The sequence below is a fragment of the Nonomuraea sp. NPDC003707 genome (assembly GCF_053587055.1).
On sequence record NZ_JBSFNK010000009.1, the window covers coordinates 304,871 to 322,984 of the forward strand.

Annotated in this window: 13 protein-coding genes; 8 read left to right on the plus strand and 5 right to left on the minus strand. The window is 69.6% G+C overall.

Annotation, left to right across the window (positions count from 1 at the left end; genetic code table 11):
• Positions 1-7 precede the first annotated feature (7 nt).
• Together ACWDRB_RS25470 and ACWDRB_RS25475 are read right to left on the minus strand one after the other, a co-directional pair.
• Entirely contained in the window at positions 8-949 is a 942-nt protein-coding gene (locus tag ACWDRB_RS25470) for a 4-hydroxy-3-methylbut-2-enyl diphosphate reductase (protein ID WP_350723657.1), read from the minus strand.
• Positions 950-962: 13 nt separating this feature from the next.
• Complete coding sequence (locus tag ACWDRB_RS25475; RefSeq protein WP_449897411.1) at positions 963-2,012, minus strand: polyprenyl synthetase family protein; 1,050 nt, start codon at positions 2,010-2,012, stop codon at positions 963-965.
• 195 nt (positions 2,013-2,207) lie between these two features.
• On the opposite strand from ACWDRB_RS25475, the gene ACWDRB_RS25480 reads away from it, so the two are divergent.
• The 5 genes from ACWDRB_RS25480 (at position 2,208) to ACWDRB_RS25500 (ending at position 6,413) form a co-directional block, all read left to right on the plus strand.
• Positions 2,208-3,389, plus strand: coding sequence for a zinc-dependent alcohol dehydrogenase (locus ACWDRB_RS25480; RefSeq protein ID WP_449897413.1), 1,182 nt, complete (start codon positions 2,208-2,210; stop codon positions 3,387-3,389).
• 52 nt (positions 3,390-3,441) lie between these two features.
• Complete coding sequence (locus ACWDRB_RS25485) at positions 3,442-4,497, plus strand: NAD-dependent epimerase/dehydratase family protein (protein ID WP_355193653.1); 1,056 nt, start codon at positions 3,442-3,444, stop codon at positions 4,495-4,497.
• A 94-nt stretch (positions 4,498-4,591) separates the two neighbouring features.
• Positions 4,592-5,062 carry an ATP-binding protein gene (locus ACWDRB_RS25490; protein ID WP_449897416.1) on the plus strand — a complete coding sequence of 157 codons (471 nt, stop codon included), beginning with the start codon at positions 4,592-4,594 and terminating at the stop codon, positions 5,060-5,062.
• 45 nt (positions 5,063-5,107) lie between these two features.
• Entirely contained in the window at positions 5,108-6,007 is a 900-nt protein-coding gene (folP, locus tag ACWDRB_RS25495) for a dihydropteroate synthase (protein ID WP_449897418.1), read from the plus strand.
• Between the two features lie 10 nt (positions 6,008-6,017).
• Positions 6,018-6,413 (plus strand): DnaJ family domain-containing protein, encoded by a 396-nt coding sequence (locus ACWDRB_RS25500; protein ID WP_449897420.1) that lies wholly within the window; start codon positions 6,018-6,020, stop codon positions 6,411-6,413.
• A gap of 131 nt (positions 6,414-6,544) precedes the next feature.
• On the opposite strand, the gene ACWDRB_RS25505 is transcribed toward ACWDRB_RS25500, so the two are convergent.
• Positions 6,545-8,899, minus strand: a complete 2,355-nt coding sequence (locus tag ACWDRB_RS25505) for a glycoside hydrolase family 6 protein (protein ID WP_449897422.1) — start codon at positions 8,897-8,899, stop codon at positions 6,545-6,547.
• Between the two features lie 267 nt (positions 8,900-9,166).
• Here ACWDRB_RS25505 and ACWDRB_RS25510 point away from each other — a divergent pair, with 267 nt between their 5' ends.
• The 3 genes from ACWDRB_RS25510 to ACWDRB_RS25520 all read left to right on the plus strand — a co-directional run bounded on the left by ACWDRB_RS25510 (position 9,167) and on the right by ACWDRB_RS25520 (position 16,265).
• Positions 9,167-12,112 carry a glycoside hydrolase family 48 protein gene (locus ACWDRB_RS25510; protein WP_449897424.1) on the plus strand — a complete coding sequence of 982 codons (2,946 nt, stop codon included), beginning with the start codon at positions 9,167-9,169 and terminating at the stop codon, positions 12,110-12,112.
• Positions 12,055-14,616, plus strand: a complete 2,562-nt coding sequence (locus tag ACWDRB_RS25515) for a glycoside hydrolase family 9 protein (protein ID WP_449897669.1) — start codon at positions 12,055-12,057, stop codon at positions 14,614-14,616. The genes ACWDRB_RS25510 and ACWDRB_RS25515 overlap by 58 nt, the downstream gene beginning before the upstream one ends.
• Before the next feature lie 65 nt (positions 14,617-14,681).
• Positions 14,682-16,265 carry a cellulase family glycosylhydrolase gene (locus ACWDRB_RS25520; RefSeq protein WP_449897426.1) on the plus strand — a complete coding sequence of 528 codons (1,584 nt, stop codon included), beginning with the start codon at positions 14,682-14,684 and terminating at the stop codon, positions 16,263-16,265.
• A 121-nt stretch (positions 16,266-16,386) separates the two neighbouring features.
• Here ACWDRB_RS25520 and ACWDRB_RS25525 read toward each other — a convergent pair whose 3' ends face one another.
• Together ACWDRB_RS25525 and ACWDRB_RS25530 are read right to left on the minus strand one after the other, a co-directional pair.
• A complete protein-coding gene (locus ACWDRB_RS25525; protein ID WP_363977861.1) occupies positions 16,387-16,914 on the minus strand; it encodes a hypothetical protein in 528 nt (175 codons plus the stop codon).
• Positions 16,911-17,966, minus strand: coding sequence for a lytic polysaccharide monooxygenase (locus tag ACWDRB_RS25530; protein WP_449897429.1), 1,056 nt, complete (start codon positions 17,964-17,966; stop codon positions 16,911-16,913). Before ACWDRB_RS25530 ends, ACWDRB_RS25525 begins: the two co-directional genes overlap by 4 nt.
• Between the last annotated feature and the right edge of the window lie 148 nt (positions 17,967-18,114).

An 18,114-nucleotide genomic window follows, 5' to 3' on the forward strand; every position in this document is an offset into this window, starting at 1 on the left:
TTGGGACCTAGCCGGGGTTGCGGGTGGATCGGATTTCGAGCGGCAGGGAGAACGTGAGGGTCTCCTCGGTCACGGTCACCGGCTCCACGTCGTCGTATCCGTGGGCGGCGAGCCAGCCGAGTAACTCCCCGACCAGCCGCTCGGGGACGGAGGCGCCGGAGCTGACCCCGACCGTCCGCACGCCGTCGAGCCAGCGCTCGTCGGCGTCGGCGGCCCGGTCGATCAGGTACGCCGCCCCCGCGCCCGCGTTGAGGGCCACTTCGACCAGCCGCCGGGAGTTCGACGAGTTGGCGGAGCCGACGACGATGACCAGCTCGCACCGCGGGGCGATCCTGGTGATCGCCTCCTGGCGGTTCTGGCTGGCGTAGCAGATGTCGTCGCTGGGCGGGTCGACCAGCTGGGGGAAGCGTTTGCGCAGCTCGGCGACGGCCTGCATGGTCTCGTCCACGGCCAGCGTGGTCTGCGACAGCCAGCTCATCGGGCGCGAGCCGCCCGCCGTCAGCTCGTCGGGCCTGGCCGGGTCCACGACGTGGATGCGCTCGGGGGCCTCGCCGAACGTGCCCTCGACCTCCTCGTGCTCGGCGTGGCCGATGAGCACGATCTCGTAGCCCGCCTCGGCCATGCGTACGGCCTCTTTGTGGACCTTCGTGACCAGCGGGCAGGTGGCGTCGATCGTCCGCAGGCCGCGCAGCCCCGCCTCGTCCTTCACCGCCGGCGCGACGCCGTGGGCGGAGAAGACGACCAGCGAGCCGTCGGGGACCTCGTCGAGCTCCTCGACGAAGATCGCGCCGCGCCGGGTGAGGTCGTCGACCACGTACGTGTTGTGCACGATCTGTTTGCGCACGTAGACCGGTGGACCGAAGCGTCTCAACGCCTCTTCGACGGTGCTGATCGCACGCTCGACACCCGCGCAGAAGCCGCGCGGGGCCGCAAGAAGAACCTGTCCCATCTGGGGAACCCCTCTACTTGGTGCGGTGCGCGAGCTGGTCGGCCAGCACGGCCAGCGCTCTCGCCGCGTCCGGCTCCATCCGCGCCGCGGCCAGCGCCGTCACGGCCTCGCGCACACGGTCTTCGATCATTTCCTCGACCTCGTCCAGCGCTCCCGTGTCGCGCAGGATCTGCCGCAGCTCCTCGGCGCGCTCCTCGGTCAGCTCCGGGTTGCCGTGCCAGCTCTTGAGATGGGCGAGCTGGGCGGGGGTGGCCCGCAGCACGGCGTGCGCGACGAGCACGGTGTGCTTGCCCTCGCGCAGGTCGTCCAGCGCCGACTTGCCGGTCTCCGACTCCAGGCCGAACGTGCCGAGCACGTCGTCGCGGAGCTGGAACGCCTCGCCCAGCGGCAGGCCGAAGCGCGAGTAGGACTCCAGCAGCTCCAGCGAGGCCCCGGCCAGCGCGCCGCCGATCTGCAGCGGCCGCTCGACGGTGTACTTGGCGGTCTTGAACCGGATCACCGTGAGCGCCTCGTCCACGCTCGCGCCCGAGCGGAGCTGGGCCAGGACGTCGAGATACTGGCCGCTGATGACCTCGGTGCGCATGGTGTCGAACACGTGGTGCGCGGCCCGCAGCCGGTGCGGCTCCACGCCGCACGACGACAGCATGGTGTCGGACCAGGCCAGGCTCAGCGTGCCGAGCAGGATGCCGCCCGCCTGCCCGAACGCGTCCGAGCCCGGGCCGCGGTGCAGCCCGGCCAGGCTCCTGTGCACGGTGGCCCGGCCGCGCCGCAGCTCGCTGCCGTCCATGATGTCGTCGTGGATGAGCAGGCCGGCGTGGCAGAGCTCCAGGGACGCGGCGGCGGTGATGATCTCGTCGCCGTCGCCCCCGCCGGCGCCCCGCCAGCCCCAGTAGCAGAGCTGCGGCCTGACGCGCTTGCCGCCGTTGAGGACGAAGTCGGTGAGCAACTGGTACGCCGCCTCGACGTCGGGGTCGTCGACGGGAGCTCGCCAGGTCTCGAGGAAACCGGCCAGGCGACGGTCGATGCGTGATCCAACGTTGTGCTGAGTGAAGCTCACCGGCATGCGCGCGGCTCCTTCTGTCAGGGCGTCAGCTACCAATAGTTACTCACCCAATACAGAGCGTGTAAAGCGTTTTGGCGTGGAGCGTTCGCCCTTTGCCAAGATCCAGGCGTGTCGGGAGGCCACCTGGAGTCACTGCCGATTTGATGGCATATGTCCGGGTATGCGGCATTTGTGGCTATTCCGTAAGGAGGCACCATGAAGGCAGTCACCTGGCACGGCAAGCGCGACATCCGGGTCGAGGAGGTTCCCGACCCCGCCATCAAGGAGCCCAACGACGCGGTCATCAGGATCACCACCACCGGGATCTGCGGCTCCGACCTGCACCTGTACGAGGTGCTCGGGCCGTTCATGGCCGAGGGCGACATCATCGGGCACGAGCCCATGGGCGTCGTCGAGGAGGTCGGCTCCGCGATCGAGAACATCAAGCCGGGTGACCGCGTGGTCATCCCGTTCAACATCTCCTGCGGCCACTGCCACATGTGCGACATGCAGCTCTACGCGCAGTGCGAGACCACGCAGGTGCGCGAGCAGGGCACCGGAGCGGCCCTGTACGGCTACACCAAGCTCTACGGCCAGGTGCCCGGCGGGCAGGCCCAGTACCTGCGGGTGCCCGAGGCGCAGTTCGGCCCGATCAAGGTGCCCGAGGGGCCGCCGGACGAGCGCTTCCTCTACCTGTCCGACGTGCTGCCGACCGCCTGGCAGGCCGTCGCGGACGCGGACATCCCCGAGGGCGGCAGCGTCACCGTCTTCGGCCTCGGTCCCATCGGCCAGATGTGCTGCCGCATCGCCCGCCACCTCGGCTACCGGGTGATCGGCGTGGACGGCGTCACGCAGCGCCTGGAGATGGCCCGCCGCCACGGCATCGAGGTCATCGACGCGAGCGAGGTCACCGACGTCCCCGAGGAGGTCCGGCAGCGGACCTCCGGGCGCGGCACGGACTCCGTCATCGACGCGGTCGGCATGGAGGCCCACGGCTCCCCGGCCGCCAAGCTCGCCCAGACGATCGCCACGATGCTGCCCGGAGCGGTGGCCGCGCCGCTCATGTCGCACACGGGCGTCGACCGCCTCGCCGCGCTCAACCAGGCCATCGACGCCGTACGGCGCGGCGGTGTCATCTCCGTCGTCGGCACCTACGGGGGCATGACGGACCCCATGCCCATGCTGCGCATGTTCGACAAGGGCATCACGATGCGCATGGGGCAGACCCATGTCCGGCGGTGGACCAGCGCGCTGATGCCGCTGGTGATCGACGAGTCGGATCCGCTCGGCGTGATGGACCTCGCCACCCATCGGATGCCCCTGGAGCAGGCGCCCCTCGCGTACGAGATGTTCCAGAAGAAGTCCGACGGAGCCGTCAAGATCCTGCTCCAGCCATAATCTGGCAGGTCAGAGGGGTTTCGCTGCCCGATCGGCGGGCAGCGAAGCACCCATGAGAGTCGTTGTGGTGGGTGCGACCGGCAACGTCGGCACCAGCCTGGTGCGTGCGCTGGCCGCCGACGACGGCGTGACCTCGATCGTCGGGGTCGCCCGTCGGCTGCCCGGATGGCGGATCGACCGCACCGACTGGCGGCAGGCGGACGTCGCGACCGCGGATCTGACGCGGATCTTCGACGGGGCGGACGCCGTCGTCCATCTCGCGTGGCTGTTCCAGCCCACCAGGGACCCGGCGACGACCTGGCGGGCGAACGTGCTGGGCAGCATGCGCGTCTTCCGCGCCGTCGCCGAGGCGGGGGTGCCCGCGCTCGTCCACGCCTCGTCCGTGGGCGCGTACTCGCCGGGGCCCGAGGACCGGGCGGTGGACGAGAGCTGGCCCACGCACGGCTGGCCGGGGGCCGCGTACGGGCGGGAGAAGGCGTACGTCGAGCGGGTGCTCGACGTCTTCGAGAACGATCACCCGAGCATCCGGGTGGTGCGGATGCGGCCGGGGTTCGTCTTCCAGCGGGTGGCCGCCACCGAGCAGCGCAGGCTGTTCGGCGGGCCGTTCGTGCCGGGGTGGCTGATCAAGGAGGGGCGGATCCCGTTCGTGCCGGACATCCCGGGCCTGCGGCTGCAGGCGCTGCACGCGGAGGACGCGGCGGAGGCGTACCGGCTGGCCGTCACCAAGGAGGTGCGGGGGGCGTTCAACCTCGCCGCCGCGCCCGTGCTCGACCCGCCCGACCTGGCCAAGCTGCTCGGCACCCGTACGGTCCCGGTCTCGCCCGCCGTGGCCAGGACGGTCATGTCGGCGGCCTGGCACCTGCGGCTCCTGCCGGCCGCGCCCGGCCTGCTGGACCTGGTCCTGCGGGCCCCGATCATGAAGACCGACCGCGCCAGGGACGTGCTGGGGTGGACGCCGCGGCACCCGTCGTGGGAGGCCGTGCGGGAGCTGTTCGAGGGGCTGCACGACGGGGCCGGCATGGACACCGCGCCGCTGGCCCCCGATGGCGGACCCGTCGGCCGCGTCAAGGAGCTCGCCGCCGGTGTCGGTGGGGCGTCCGGGGTGTAAGTCGTCTCCTCCGGGGAACGTGACACACGACGCGAGGTCCTGAAGCGCGAGAGCCGCCCTGTAGTCGCCCTGTCGGACGACACGGAGGGAGCGCATGCGGACCCTGATGGCCCAGCCCTTCGCCCTCGACGACGTCACCAGGCTGCGCCGCGCCGTGGCCGAGTGCGCCAGGAGTTGCGGGCTGAGCAGCCCTCGGCTGGACGACTTCGTCCTGGCCGTGCACGAGAGCGTCGTCAACGCCGTGGAGCACGGGGGTGGGCACGGGTACTTCAAGCTGTGGACGGTGGACGGCGTCATCCGCTCGGAGACCTCCGACGAGGGGAGGGGCATCCCCGACGGGTACGTCAACGGCAGCATCACCCCGCTCGAACTCGCGCAGGGCGGCAGGGGGATCTACCTCATCCGCCGGCTGTGCGACACGGCCGACTTCGACACCGGTCCCGGGGGGACGACGGTCCTGCTCACGATGCGGCTGCCGGGCGGGCCCGATCGCGCGGCCCACGAGGTCATGAAACGCATCCGCGTGATGGCCGGCTGCCGCCCCTTCGGCCGTTTCATGGCCTGACCCCCGCTCCGCGCCGGGCGGTGGGGTGCCAGGTAGGCTCGCTACGTGAGCGGCGAAGCGCTTTCCCCGGGGATCATCTCGCCCGTCCGGCGCATCGGGCGGCGGGAGTTCGATTTCGCGCGCCAGGTCGCCGTCATGGCCATCGTCAACAGGACGCCCAACTCCTTCCACGACCAGGGCAGCACGTTCGAGCTCGACAATGCCGTGGCGGCCGCGTGCCGGGCCGTGGACGACGGGGCCGACTGGGTGGACATCGGCGGGTTCGCCTTCAGCGCGGCCCAGGCGCAGATCGGCGCGGACGAGGAGATCGACCGGGTCGCCCCGGTCATCGCCGAGGTCAGGAAGGCCACCGACGCCGTCATCTCCGTCGACACCCACCGGCCCGACGTGGCGCGGGCGGCCGTCGACGCGGGCGCGGACGTGATCAACGACACCAACGGCCTGCGCGAGCCCGGCATGGCGGAGTTCGCGGCCAAGTCGGGGGTCAGCGTGATCGTGACGCACAGCCTCGGCGGCCCGGGCAGGCGCGTCTTCCGGCCGAGCTACCAGGACGTCGTCGCCGAGGTGGCCGGCTACCTGCGTGAGCGGGTCGCGTACGCGCTGGAGGCCGGGATCGCCCCGGACCGGATCATCATCGACCCCGGCCACGACCTGAACAAGAACACCTTCCACTCCCTGGAGATCACCCGGCGGCTGGAGGAGATCACCGCGATCGGCTACCCGACGCTGGTGGCGCTGTCCAACAAGGACTTCATCGGCGAGACGCTCGACCGGCCGCAGGAGGAGCGGAGGGAGGGCACGATCGCCGCCAACGTCTTCTCGATCGTCAAGGGCGCCCGCATCCTGCGGGTGCACGACGTGGCCGCCACGGTCGCGTCCGTACGCATGACCGAGGCCATGCTCGGCTGGCGTGGCCCGCTGACCCCGAGTCACAACCTGGCCTGAGGAGGCCGTCTTGACCGAGCGGAAACCCCTGGGCATGCCGTTCGAGAGCTGGATCGACCGGCAGATCCGCGAGGCGCAGGAGCGCGGCGAGTTCGACGACCTGCCCGGGGCCGGCAAGCCGCTGCCGGACCGGCCGCACGACGACATGTGGTGGATCAAGCAGAAGATCGAGAGCGAAGGGCTGTCGATGCCCCTTCCGCCCACGCTGGCGCTGCGCAAGCAGGCGGAGGAGGCGCTGGCCGACGCGCGCGGGGCCCGGTCGGAGACCGAGGTGCGGCGGATCCTCGACGAGATCAACCAGAAGATCCGCGACGCGATCAGGACGGGGCTGTCCGGGCCGCCGCTCAACCTGATGCCTTTCGACGTTGACGAGATCGTCTCGGAGTGGCGCAGAGCGCAGAGGTGAAGGGGCCCCGCGGACGGGGCCCCTTCGGGTGAATCGAGGGACCCGGGTCAGGCGGGTCCCTCCGAGAGACCCGGGTCAGGCGGGTCTCTCGGGCTCATGCCGGGGGCGATGGCCCCCGGTCCTGACGGTCGTCAGTTGACGGGCGGGTAGGCGTTCCTCAGCAGCTCCTGGAACTGCGCCGAGAACCAGCGTCCCGACAGCGGCGCGTTGGGCAGCGCGCCCGACAGGTTGTTGCCGTTGAGGTTGTTGCCGTGGTAGGTCGGGTCGCACATCCGGTCGAACTTCTTGCCCTCGTCGTTCGGGATGTCCGAGCTGGCGCCGTCCGACTCGCCCGGAGGCTTGATCCAGACGTAGGCGTCGAACCCGGCCGCCGGGTTGGCGGTCGGCCGCGCGCCCATACCGGCACCGCTCTGGTTGCACCAGTTGCCGGCGTGGATGCGGCGGTCGGTACGCGACTGGTTGACGAAGTCGTCCAGGACGGTCGAGGTGCTCGGCCCGCTCGGGCGGGCGGAGCCGCCCCAGCCGTTGCGCGAGGTGTCGACCAGCATGCCGAGCCCGTTCCTGAAGCCCTTGGAGATGAGGGCGCTGCGCAGGGCCGTGGCGAACGTCGCCTCGTCGACGTACCAGTTCCAGTCCACCCACTTGGACTGCCGGACCGACGTGCCGTTCACGGTCGAGTTGATCGTGAAGTACGGCTCGGTGGTCGCGGAGGTGTTGGCGGTGTTGACGATGAAGCCGTCCACGCTGTCCACACCGGCGGTGGCGCCGGCCACGGTGTTGTAGAAGATGTTGACGGACGGGTTGAAGTTCGAGTCCCAGCCCAGCCAGGCGTGGTGGGCGGCGTCGACGTAGGTGTAGACGTTGGTGATGGCGTGCAGCTTGTTGAGCGCGTAGCGGACGCCGTCGACGTAGGCACCGGTCGAGTTGGCCTCGGCGCACTTGGCGAAGCTGAGGTTGGTGACCAGGTTGGGCAGCGAGTCGGGCTCGATGATCGTGACGATGCGCAGGTTCGAGTACGCGGAGTCGCTCATGATCGCCGAGATCGGGTCGATGTACTCGGTCTTGTAGCGGTTGAGCCCGTTCTCGGCGACGAGCAGCTCGCCGTTGGAGGCCAGCGCCGAGCAGTCGCGGTTGGGCAGGTCGTAGATGACGAACTGGACGGTCAGCGGCGTGGAGCCGTTGGCGGCGTCCTGCCTGACGGCCTCGTCCAGGTGGGCGCGCAGGCCCATGGCGGAGGAGGAGCCGGCGATGGCCGCGATGCGGTCCAGCCAGACGGCGGTGGAGGTGTTGGCCACCGCGGAGCCGCCGGGCTCGGCCTGGGCCTTGGCCTTCCAGTCGGGGTTGACGTAGCCGGTGGCGCCGGCGTACGGGTTCTCGACGTGGCCACCGGGGGTGGTGCCGCCGTCGTTGTCGGCCTCGGTGGCGGTGACCGTCCTGGAGGTCAGACCGGTCGAGGCGACGGTGATGGTGCGGCTGCCGTTGGCCGTGTCGGAGTCCTCGGAGGCGGCCAGGGTGACCGTCTGCGCCGTGCTCCAGTTGGACGGCGTGAAGGTGAGGCTGCCGCCGCTGGAGACGGTGATGTTGGTGTCGCCGGTGCCCGCCGTCGAGGTGACGGTCACGTTCGAGGTCGGCGCGGCGGCCAGGCGCACGGTGTACGAGGCGGTGGCGCCCTCGGGCACGGTCACCGCGGTCGGCGTCACGATGATCGACTGCTCCACCACGGCGTCGTCGTCCACCTCGGTGGCCGAGACCGTGGCCGGGGTGACGCCGGTGCCGCCGACGGTGAAGGAGGCGGTGCCCGCGGTCGTGTCGGCGTCCTGGGCCGCGGCCAGGGTGACGGTCTGGGCGGTGTTCCAGTTGGACGGGGTGAAGGTCAGCGAGCCGCCCGAGCTGACGGACAGGTCGGTGTCACCGCTGGTCCGGGTGGTGGTGACGGTCACGTTGGCGGACGGGGCCGAGGAGAGCCGGGCCGTGAACGTGGCCGTGCCGCCCTCGTTCACCGCGACCGAGCTGGCCGAGGTGACCACCGACGGGGTGGTGGGGTTCCCGCCGCCGCCGCAGGTGACCCCGTTCACGGTGAACGTGGTGGGGTTCGGGTTGCTGCCGGTCCAGGTGCCGTTGAAGCCGATGGAGACCGAGCCGCCGGTGCTCAGGCTGCCGTTGTACGGCATGTTCGTCCCGGTCACCCGCGTGCCCGACTGGCTCCAGTTGGCCCCCCAGCCCGTCGGGGTGTACTTCTGCCCCGTGGTCGGGTAGTCGAAGCCCAGGTTCCACGAGGTGATGGGGTCACCGGTGTTCTTCAACGTGATGCTCGCGGTGAAACCGCCCTGGCCGGGGCTGCTCGTCCACGAATTGGCAGAGTAGGTCACGTCGCAGGCGACGGCGGCGTTGGCTGCCGTGCTCTGGCCGACGACGAGCCCTAAGGCCGCGACACTCGCGGCGGTCACGGTCACGGCCCATTTGCGGAGGCCGCGTTGGAGTCTCACGAGCGATCATCTCCAGTGTTAGAGGGCTGGGAGCGCTCCCATGGTCCGTCGTGGTTCCATCCGTGTACAGAGGGCGATGCTCGCGGAGGTGTCCGCCGCGCCGCATGCTCGTTGAATGCCCCGGAACGCGGATGAAACTTTCATCCCGGGCACCCTGGTGAGAGGAAACACGGGGGTTACCGAACCGCCATTCCGTTGACATACGCGTTGGGGCACCCACAATCCCGTTTGGGAGCGCTCCCACTCCTCTACTCCCATGGAGACCCCGTGAAGTACAGACCTCCTCCCCTTCTCTCCCGCTTGTCGCGGCGGCTGGCCGTGGCCGCGACGCTTGTCCTTGTGGCGGGTGTGACCTCGGCCGTGTCGGCCGGACCCGCGCAGGCGGCCGTGGCGTGCGACGTGACGTACACGGCCAATCAATGGACCAGCAGCCCCGGTCAGGGCGGTTTCACCGCGAGCATCACGTTGAAGAACACCGGTGACCCCATCACCTCGTGGAACCTGGGCTTCGACTTCCCCACCACAGGTCAGAAGTACACCCCGACGGGCTGGGGCGCCAACTGGAGCCAGTCGGGCACGCGCGTCACGGGCACCAACATGCCCTACAACGGCAGCCTGAGCACCGGCGCGTCCGTGTCCATCGGCTTCAACGGCACCTGGACCGGCAGCAACCCGAACCCGACCACGTTCAGCGTGAACGGGGTCACCTGCGGCGGCGCCAACGCCGCGCCCACGGTGTCGCTGACCTCGCCGACCGCGGGGCAGACGTTCACCGCCCCGGCCACCGTGCCGATCGCGGCGAACGCGTCCGACTCCGACGGCACGATCTCGAAGGTCGACTTCTACCAGGGCTCCACGCTGCTGGGCACCGACACCTCGGCGCCGTACAGCTACAGCTGGACGAACGTGGCGGCCGGCAGCTACTCGATCACCGCGCGGGCCACCGACAACGGCGGCGCGACCACCACCTCGGCGCCGGTCGGGATCACGGTCTCGCAGAACACGGGTCCCGCGCTCGTGGTGAGCCCGACGAGCCTGTCCGTGCCGGAGGCGGGGACCGCGAGCTTCAGCGTGAAGCTGTCGCAGGCGCCCTCGGCCAACGTGACCGTCACCACGGCACGCGCCAGCGGTGACACCGACCTGACCGTCTCCGGCGGCGCCAGCCTGACCTTCACGCCGTCCAACTGGAACACCGCGCAGAACGTCACGCTCGCGGCGGCCAACGACAGCGACACCACCGCCGGCTCCGGCGTGTTCCGGGTGAGCGCCACCGGCTACACCGCGGTCGACGTCACCGCCACCGAGGCGGACGACGACGTCGGCGGCAACAACACCTACGTCCAGCGCTTCGTCGAGATGTACAACGAGCTCCACGACCCGGCGAACGGCTACTTCTCGCCCGAGGGCGTGCCGTACCACTCGATCGAGACGTTCATGGTCGAGGCGCCGGACCACGGGCACGAGACCACGTCCGAGGCCTACAGCTACTACCTGTGGCTGGAGGCGGTCTACGGGCAGGTCACCGGCGACTGGACGAAGTTCAACAACGCCTGGGCCTCGATGGAGAAGTACATCATCCCGGCCGCGGCCGACCAGCCGACGAACTCCTTCTACACGCCGAACAAGCCGGCCACGTACGCGCCGGAGTGGAACCAGATCAGCAACTACCCGACCGCGCTCGACTCCGGCGTCACGCCCGGCGTCGACCCGATCTCGGGCGAGTTGCAGAGCGCGTACGGCACCCGCGACATCTACGGCATGCACTGGCTGCTCGACGTCGACAACACCTACGGCTTCGGCCGCTGCGGCGACGGCACCACCAAGCCCGCCTACATCAACACCTACCAGCGCGGCCCGGAGGAGTCGGTCTTCGAGACGATCCCGCAGCCGTCCTGCGACACCTTCAAGCACGGCGGCACCAACGGCTACCTGGACCTGTTCATCAAGGACAGCTCCTACGCCAAGCAGTGGAAGTACACCAACGCCCCCGACGCCGACGCGCGCGCCGTGCAGGCCGCCTACTGGGCGCAGACGTGGGCCAAGGCGCAGGGCAAGGAGTCGCAGATCTCCGGGTCGGTCGCCAAGGCCGCGAAGATGGGCGACTACCTGCGCTACGCGATGTACGACAAGTACTTCAAGAAGCCCGGCTGCACGAGCCCGCAGTGCGCGGCCGGCACCGGCAAGGACGCCTCCAACTACCTGCTGAGCTGGTACTACGCCTGGGGCGGCGCGACCGACTCCAGCGCCGGCTGGGCATGGCGCATCGGCTCCAGCCACAACCACTCCGGCTACCAGAACCCGCTCGCGGCCTGGGCGCTGGCGAACGTGACCGAGCTGAAGCCCAAGAGCAGCACCGGCGTGGCCGACTGGAGCACCAGCCTCACCCGGCAGCTGCAGTTCTACGGCTGGCTGCAGTCGGCCGAGGGCGCCATCGCCGGTGGCGCGACCAACAGCTGGGAGGGCCACTACGCGGCGCCGCCGGCCGGCCTGCCGAAGTTCCACGGCCTGACCTACGACTGGCAGCCCGTCTACCACGACCCGCCGTCGAACCAGTGGTTCGGCTTCCAGGCGTGGACGATGGAGCGGGTGGCCGAGCTGTACTACGCCTCGGGCAACGCCGACGCCAAGGCGCTGCTCGACAAGTGGGTCACCTGGGCCATGAACAACACCACCATCAACGCGGACGGCTCGTACCAGATCCCGTCCACGCTGCGGTGGACCGGTCAGCCCGTGGGTGACTTCACCGCCACCTCCGGGATGCCTCCGGCCAACCCCGGCCTGCACGTGACGATCGCCGACTACACGAACGACGTGGGCGTGGCCGGCGCGTACGCCAAGACGCTCATGTACTACGCGGCCAAGGCGAACAACACGGCGGCCAAGAACATGGCCAAGGCGCTGCTCGACGGCGTGTGGAAGAACCGCGACGCCAAGGGCGTGTCGGTCCCCGAGACCAAGACCGACTACAACCGCGTGGACGACCCGGTCTACGTGCCGTCCGGCTGGAGCGGCAAGATGCCCAACGGCGACACCATCAACTCCAGCTCGACCTTCATCTCGATCAGGTCCTTCTACAAGAACGACCCGGACTGGCCGAAGGTCGACGCCTTCCTGAAGGGCACGGGCCCCGCGCCGGTCTTCAACTACCACCGGTTCTGGGCACAGGTGGACGTCGCCGTCGCCCTGGGCGAGTACGGACGGCTCTTCCCGTGAGAAAAGCACTGATCGCCGTGGCGTCGCTGGTCCTGCCCCTGTGTTTCGCAGGGGTGGGGCCGGCGGCCCACGCCGCCGCACCGGCGTTCGCGTACGGTGAGGCGCTGCAGAAGGCGCTGTGGTTCTACGAGGCCCAGCAGTCGGGCGACCTGCCGAGCTGGAACCGCGTCGGCTGGCGCGGCGACTCCGGCATGAACGACGGCAAGGACGTGGGCGTGGACCTCACGGGCGGCTGGTACGACGCGGGCGACCACGTCAAGTTCGGCTTCCCGATGGCGTTCTCCACGACCATGCTGGCCTGGGGCGCGGTCGAGTACCGCGACGCGTACGCGAGCTCCGGGCAGCTCACGCACCTGCTCGACAACCTCAAGTTCGTCAACGACTACTTCATCAAGGCCCACCCGTCGGCGAACGTGCTCTACGGGCAGGTCGGCAACGGCGGCACGGACCACGCCTGGTGGGGCCCGGCCGAGGCCATGCAGATGTCGCGGCCCGCGTACAAGATCGACGCGTCGTGCGGCGGGTCGGACCTGGCGGGCGAGACGGCGGCGGCGATGGCCGCCTCCTCGATCGTCTTCCGCCCGACAAATCCGGCTTATGCTGACACGCTCCTGACGCACGCCAAGCAGCTGTACTCCTTCGCCGACACGGTCAGGAAGAAGTACACCGACTGCATCACCGACGCGCAGGGCTACTACAACTCGTGGAGCGGCTACAACGACGAGCTGGTGTGGGGCGCGATCTGGCTCTACCGGGCCACGAACGACGCCTCCTACCTGGCCAAGGCCGAGACCGGGTACGACAACCTCGGCAACGAGCCGCAGACCACCACCAAGTCGTACAAGTGGACGATCGCGTGGGACGACAAGTCGTACGGCGCGTACGTGCTGCTGTACAAGCTGACCGGTAAGCAGCGCTACCTGGACGACGCCAACCGCTGGCTCGACTGGTGGACCGTCGGCGTGAACGGCGCGAAGGTGGCGTACTCGCCGGGCGGCCAGGCCGTGCTCGACCGGTGGGGCTCACTGCGGTACGCGGCCAACACCTCGTTCGCGGCGCTCGTGCACAGCGACACCATCACCGACACCACGCGCAAGGCCCGCTACCACGACTTCGCGGTGCGGCAGATCAACTACGCGCTCGGTGACAACCCGCGCAACTCCTCGTACCTGATCGGGTTCGGCGCCAACCCGCCCAAGAACCCGCATCACCGCACGGCGCACGGCTCGTGGACCGACCAGATCACCAATCCCGAGCAGACCCGCCACACCCTGTACGGCGCGCTCGTCGGCGGACCGCCCGACCCGAACGACGCCTACACCGACAAGCGCGACGACTACGTCATGAACGAGGTCGCCACCGACTACAACGCCGGCTTCACCAGCGCGCTGGCCCGGCTCTACAAGGAGTACGGCGGCGCTCCCGCGGCGAACTTCCCGGTGGCGGAGACCCCGGACGGTCCCGAGCTCTTCGTCGAGGCGGGCGTGAACGCCTCGGGCACCGGCTTCACGGAGATCAAGGCCATCGTCCGCAACCAGTCGGCCTGGCCCGCCAGGGTCCTGTCCGACGGCTCGTTCCGCTACTACTTCACGCTCGACGGCACGACGACGGCCTCGCAGATCACCGTGTCGTCGGCCTACACGCAGTGCAAGGCGCCCACGCTGCACCAGACGAGTGGCAGCACGTACTACGTGAACATCGACTGCTCCGGGCAGGCCATCGCCCCGGCCGGGCAGTCGCAGCACCGCAGAGAGGTGCAGTTCAGGATCACCAGCACGGGCACGTGGGACCCGGCGAACGACTGGTCGTACCGGAACATCCCCACCACGCCCGGCGCGACGCCGGTGCGCACCGGGAACATCACTCTCTACAGCGGCGCGACCAAGATCTGGGGTGAGCCCCCGGGTCCGGAGGAGCAGGACACGACAGCGCCCAGCAAGCCGGGCAAGCCCGCGGTCTCCGAGATCACGGGCTCGACGGCCAAGCTGAGCTGGACCGCCTCCACGGACAACGTGGGCGTGAGCGGCTACGACGTCTACCTGGGGTCCCAAAAGGTAGGCACGGCCACGAGCGCGTCCTTCAACCTGAGCGGGCTCACCCCTAGCACCTCCTACACCGCCTCCGTGGTGGCGCGGGACGCGGCGGGCAACGCCTCGGCGTCGTCCGACGGCACCTCGTTCACCACGACGAACACGACGCCGCCGCCGACCGGCGGGTGCGCGGCGACGTACAAGGTGACGAGCTCGTGGGGCGGCGCCTTCCAGGCCGAGGTGACGGTGAAGAACAACGGCACCTCGGCGACCACCGGATGGACGGTCGCCTGGACGTCGGCGAACCAGATCACCCAACTCTGGGGCGGCAAGCACACCCAGTCGGGGTCCGGCGTCACCGTCAGGAACGAGGCGTACAACGGAGCGCTCGCCCCGGGCGCCACCACCACGTTCGGCTTCATCGCCAACGGCACACCCACCGTCCCCGACCCCATCACCTGCACTCCCGCCTGAGTGAAGACCCCGCCCCCGCCGCAGTAGCGGCGGGGGCGGTTCCACAGCTCAGTGAAAGGCAGCACATGAGATCACTGATCACCGCGCTGGCCTGCCTCCTCGCCTTCTTCGTCGCCCCCGTCGCCCCCGCGAACGCCGCCGTCGGCATTCACGTGAGCGGTACGAAGATCGTCGAGGCCAACGGCCAGGAGTTCGTCATGCGCGGCACCAGCCACGCGCACACGTGGTACGCGACGCAGACCAAGGCGTTCGCGGACATCAAGTCGCTGAAGGCCAACACCGTGCGGGTCGTGCTGAGCGGCGGCCGCTGGACCCCCAACAGCGTCTCCGACGTGGCCAACGTCGTCTCCCTCTGCAAGCAGAACAAGCTCATCTGCGTGCTGGAGAACCACGACACCACCGGGTACGGCGAGCAGAGCGGCGCCTACACCCTCGACCAGGCCGCCAACTACTGGATCAGCGTCAAGTCCGCCCTGGTCGGCCAGGAGGACTACGTCATCGTCAACATCGGCAACGAGCCGATCGGCAACAACGCCGTCACCCCGGGCTGGGCCGCCGCCACCACGGCCGCGATCCAGAAGCTGCGCAGCAACGGCTTCCAGCACGCGCTGATGGTGGACGCGCCCAACTGGGGTCAGGACTGGCAGTTCGGCATGCGCGACAACGCGCGGGCGGTCTTCGACAGCGACCCGAACAAGAACACGATCTTCTCCATCCACATGTACGGCGTCTTCGACACGGCCGCGGAGATCAACGCGTACATGGACGCGTTCAAGACCGCGGGGCTGCCGCTGGTCGTCGGCGAGTTCGGCTTCAACCACTCCGACGGCAACCCGGACGAGGACACGATCATGGCCCAGTCCGTGAGCCGCGGCCTCGGCTACCTGGGCTGGTCGTGGAGCGGCAACGGCGGCGGCGTCGAATACCTCGACCAGGTCACCAACTTCGACGTCACCCAGCTCACGGATTGGGGCCGGCGGCTGTTCAACGGCGCCAACGGCATCGCCGCCACCTCCAAGCAGGCCTCGATCTACGGCGGCGGCACCACCGACCCGACCCCGCCGAGCACGCCCGGCACCCCGTCGGCGTCCGGCATCACCTCGTCGGGGGCGAACCTGTCCTGGACGGCCTCCACGGACAACGTCGGCGTGACCGGTTACGACGTCTACACCTCGACCGGGACCTCGCTCGGCTCGACCGCGACGAACTCGATCACGCTGACCGGGCTGTCGCCGGCGACCACGTACCAGGTGTACGTCAAGGCCAGGGACGCGGCCGGCAACCAGTCCGCCGCGTCGCCGACGGCGTCGTTCACCACGCTCAGCGGCGGCGGCACCGGCGGCGGCTGCACCGCTGCCGGCACCGTGCAGAGCCAGTGGGGCACCGGGTACGTCGTGCAGCCCGTGACCGTGACCAACACCAGCACCTCGACCAAGTCGAGCTGGACGGTGACCTTCACGCTGCCGGCCGGCCACACGCTCACCGGCTCCTGGAACGCCGCGGTGACGGTCAGCGGCCAGACCGTGACGGCCAAGAACCTGAGCTACAACGGCACACTCGCACCCAACGCCGGCACGAGCTTCGGGGTGCAGGCGAGCCGGCCCAGCGGCAACACGTCCGTGCCGTCCGGCTACACGTGTGCCAACTGAACCGCCCGTCGTACCGCTGCGTATGAGGAGGTGAGGCGAAAGAACATCCCTGCCCAATGAGACCATCCCGCCCGGATGGGACGGACGCGGCCGATACCTCCAGTCGGCCGCGTCCGTTGTATTACTTGGCTTGGGTCTTGACGGCTTCGGCGAAGCGCTCGCGGGCGGCGTCGATCGCCGACTCGTCCTGGAACTCGGCGAAGGCCGCCTCGTGGTAGCGGGCGGGGATGAGCCGCTTGACGCGGTCCGGATAGCCCACGCCCGGCTCCGGCACCCGGACCAGGGGAGGGATGCCGACGCGCACCGCGATCGGGCCCGCGGCCCGTACGGAGGTGGCCCAGTCGGTGCCCGCGCCGGTGATCGCGCACATGTGGCGGGCGTAGACCCACTTCACCTCGACGAGGGAGGTCGCGTCGGGCGGATCGAACCCGAAGGGCTCCACGGCGCACACGACGCGCGAGTCGAAGTCGTGGCCGTGCGCGTGGTGCTCGTCGGGCGAGGACTGTTCGAGGATGAGCGTCACCTGGGCGGCGAGCTCCTGGTTCAGCTGGGAGGACGGCTGGCGGGCGGCGAAAAACATCACCCCGGCCAGGGTCAGGCTGGCCAGGGTGACGAGTGCCGCGGCAAGCCCGCGACGTGATTTGATCACGGGCTGGTGCAGGTCAGGGCCGGGGCCGGGTTGGGGATCGAACCGGTGGCGTTGAAGCCGAACGAGGTGGTCGCGTTCGGCGCGAGCTGCCCGTTGTAGGTGGCGTTCTTGACCACCACGTTGGGCGGTTGCCCGGACAGCACGCCGTTCCATGGCGAGCCGTCGAAGCCCTGGCCGCCGGAGTAGGTCCACTTGACCGTCCAGCCGTTGATCGACGAGGTGCTCGTGTTCTTCACGGTCACCTCGCCCTGGAAGTGGCCGGCCCAGCCGGTGTCCGTGGCCTTCCACGTGGCGGTGCAGGCGCCCGGGTTGACCGTCGGCGTCACCGTCGGGGTGGCGGTGGGGGTGCTCTGGCCCGGGCCGACGCCGGTGACCTCGCCGTTGCCGCCGTCGAAGGTGACGTCGGAGCAGCTGTAGAAGTTCTCGTTGCTGTCGGAGCGGATCCAGTGCGTGTAGATGATGTGCCGGCCGGTCTTGCCGGACGGGAGTTGAGCGTTCCAGTAGTAGTAGTTGAGCGCGCCGGCGGGGCCGGTGTCGGGCGGGTTGGTGACGCTGCCGAACGGCTCCAGGTCGGACCACTTCAGCGGCCCGTTGGGGTTCCAGCCGTTCTTGGTGATGTAGTAGTTGAAGGCGCCGGGGTGCTTGGCCCAGTTGCTGTGCCGCATCTGGATGGTGGCGCCCGAGGTCAGGTGGGTCAGCGGCCAGTCGCTGCGCACCGCGTTGTAGGCCGAGAAGTCGTAGGGGCCGCCGGTGCCGCCGCTGCAGAGCTGCCCGTCGGGGATGAACCCGGTGGTCCGGCCCGCGCCGTCGGAGCGCAGCACCGCGAACCAGTTGTACAGCGGGGTCGTGCCGCTCTGCGCGACGGCCGCCGCGCACGCGGGGTTGTAGGGGATGATCTGGCCGTTCTCCCGCAGGCCGTCCTGCCAGCACAGGAACGTCCTCGCCGCGGGGAACATCGACACCCCGTGCGCCAGTGCCTGCGTGGGCACCATCAGAACAGTCGTGATCAGGACCATGACGGCGGTGATCGCCGCCGACTTGAATAACCTCATGGGGATTCCCTTGCGCTGACGAATGAGGAAACCCGCCCACGAGCAGCCCGCCCGGCCAGCGCATTGAATCACGCCCCGCACGACGTCGACAACGCGCTGTGAAAGTTTCATTCGATCTTGGTCATAGCCGGTGCAGGCGCTACTCTGG

Bases quoted from the DNA above. Each gene is read 5' to 3' on its own strand.
- ACWDRB_RS25490 (WP_449897416.1), top strand. From the start codon at position 4,592: ATGCGGACCCTGATGGCCCAGCCCTTCGCCCTCGACGACGTCACCAGG.
- ACWDRB_RS25480 (WP_449897413.1), top strand. From the start codon at position 2,208: ATGAAGGCAGTCACCTGGCACGGCAAGCGCGACATCCGGGTCGAGGAG.
- ACWDRB_RS25485 (WP_355193653.1), top strand. From the start codon at position 3,442: ATGAGAGTCGTTGTGGTGGGTGCGACCGGCAACGTCGGCACCAGCCTG.
- ACWDRB_RS25475 (WP_449897411.1), bottom strand. From the start codon at position 2,012: ATGCCGGTGAGCTTCACTCAGCACAACGTTGGATCACGCATCGACCGT.
- ACWDRB_RS25470 (WP_350723657.1), bottom strand. From the start codon at position 949: ATGGGACAGGTTCTTCTTGCGGCCCCGCGCGGCTTCTGCGCGGGTGTC.
- ACWDRB_RS25530 (WP_449897429.1), bottom strand. From the start codon at position 17,966: ATGAGGTTATTCAAGTCGGCGGCGATCACCGCCGTCATGGTCCTGATC.
- ACWDRB_RS25520 (WP_449897426.1), top strand. From the start codon at position 14,682: ATGAGATCACTGATCACCGCGCTGGCCTGCCTCCTCGCCTTCTTCGTC.